The 1,693-nt window shown below is 38.6% G+C and carries 3 protein-coding genes; 2 read left to right on the forward strand and 1 reads right to left on the reverse strand.

Going from position 1 to position 1,693, the window contains the following annotated elements; translation table 11 throughout:
• Both B4033_RS08245 and B4033_RS08250 read left to right on the forward strand, forming a co-directional pair.
• Positions 1 to 436, forward strand: a 436-nt coding sequence (locus B4033_RS08245) for a hypothetical protein (RefSeq protein ID WP_286833118.1), incomplete at its 5' end; no start/stop codon positions are given.
• A gap of 206 nt (positions 437 to 642) precedes the next feature.
• A complete protein-coding gene (locus B4033_RS08250; protein WP_286833119.1) occupies positions 643 to 993 on the forward strand; it encodes a hypothetical protein in 351 nt (116 codons plus the stop codon).
• Between the two features lie 471 nt (positions 994 to 1,464).
• Here B4033_RS08250 and B4033_RS08255 read toward each other — a convergent pair.
• On the reverse strand, positions 1,465 to 1,693 hold a 229-nt coding region (locus tag B4033_RS08255), incomplete at its 5' end, for a hypothetical protein (RefSeq protein ID WP_286833121.1).

Raw genomic sequence — 1,693 nt, forward strand, 5'->3', positions numbered from 1 at the left:
TTCAAATGCAGCAGTCGGTACAGAGTCAGCACAAACTTCAGCGCCTGCTAATAACTCAGTAAAAGCCTCATTTCCACACTTTCCTGAATCAAATATTCAGACTTCAATCACCAGTCCTGCCCCATCTGCCGATCTTGAAGCGCCGATTACCACGACATTAGTTGCCACGACCCACGTGCCTGCTGACATTACCTATATAGCACTCAACCAAGAACAAATACGCAGCTTGATGCTAGACAGTTTAAAAAAATACTGTGGCTTATTGGCCAAACAACACATTCAAAATATTGCTCAGGCACCAGATATCAATGCCTTAAAAGTCTGTCAGGTGCAATGGTTGACACTTCTCCAGGAAAGCCGCATGCCTTCACAAGAGTTAAACCAACTGTTCAAGCAAATTAGCCATGCTTTATCCATGCTGCGTGCCCAGGCTTAAAACTCTTCATAGATTCAGTCTTTTTAAGTCTATCTTAAGTTTAAAGATGAATAAATCCGGCGAAAAAATTTTTCTATTTAATTGAAAAATATAATTTTAATTCGTTCAAAAGTAGTTGTATTCATTTACTTTCGACTATAGATGCATAGCTATATTAAGGATTTAAAGCCATATAGAATGTATTACTTTTTATTCTTCCCACGCTTATGCAACACTATCTTGAATTCGATGCCTTTGATAATCCCATGCAACTGAGCAAGGTGGGAAACTGGGTCATTACTTTTGTCAGTACTGCCGATGAACTAGAACATATTCAGTTGGCAATCACGTATGTCTTGCCTCGCCAGATCAGTGATGCGCTGCAACCACGTCGCATACTGATTGAGAAAACTGCCTATGGACATCAATGGCTGATTCAGATGATTGAATGCTTTGACAGCAAGACCAATCAGGAAGTACAAATTGCAGCTGCAGATGCATTGGGACAACAAACGCTTCAGCAGATTCTGGAAGAATTTGGTCGTTATGATGTGAATGTCACTCTAAAAAGTTTTTAAGTTTAAGCTCATTGGGAAGTTATTAACTCAATGCTTGAACTATCTACTATTCAGGCATTTAGTTAAAAATCGCGTTAAGCTAAGTGCATAATAATAGATAAGAATAGAATCTAAATTATGCGATATGCTCATCAACATAACACTCAAGCCCTCGTCCTATTTCAGCTTCACCAAAATATAGAAGAATGCCTGAATGCTTTTAATTTGAAGTCTCAAAGTCGCCAGCTCAGGCTTCAACCCGATCCTCTGTCTCAAGCATATCTCCTTATACAAAAACATGACTTAGGACAGGTATGCCAACAAATCCGTATAAACCGTAGCGAAGTATCCGATCCTCATCCCTTAGTTCGTTATCATCTGCTGGCATTTATTTTTAATCAGTTAATCTGAAATAATAGGATTTAAAAAAATAGCCCATCCTTAGATGAGCTATAGCTTCTATATTTCCAGACTTAACTGAAAAATAGTTTCCTATTTTGGCTCCATAACACGATAAATACAGTCTGTTTGCTCACTGGCAAATAGTAATTCAATCGTTGGTCGGATAATTTCATCGTCTACCACAATGTATTCAACTTGCTGTTCTAAACGTTGGGAAGGATCTCTATGCTGGGCACCGGCGCGCAATAATGCTTTTACATCAAGGATTTTTCCATACTGGTTTTTGACTTGCACATCAATCATCTCTTTTGTCATTGCG

Origin of the sequence: Acinetobacter sp. UBA3132, assembly GCF_002364825.1 — a bacterium.
Lineage (GTDB): Bacteria > Pseudomonadota > Gammaproteobacteria > Pseudomonadales > Moraxellaceae > Acinetobacter > Acinetobacter schindleri.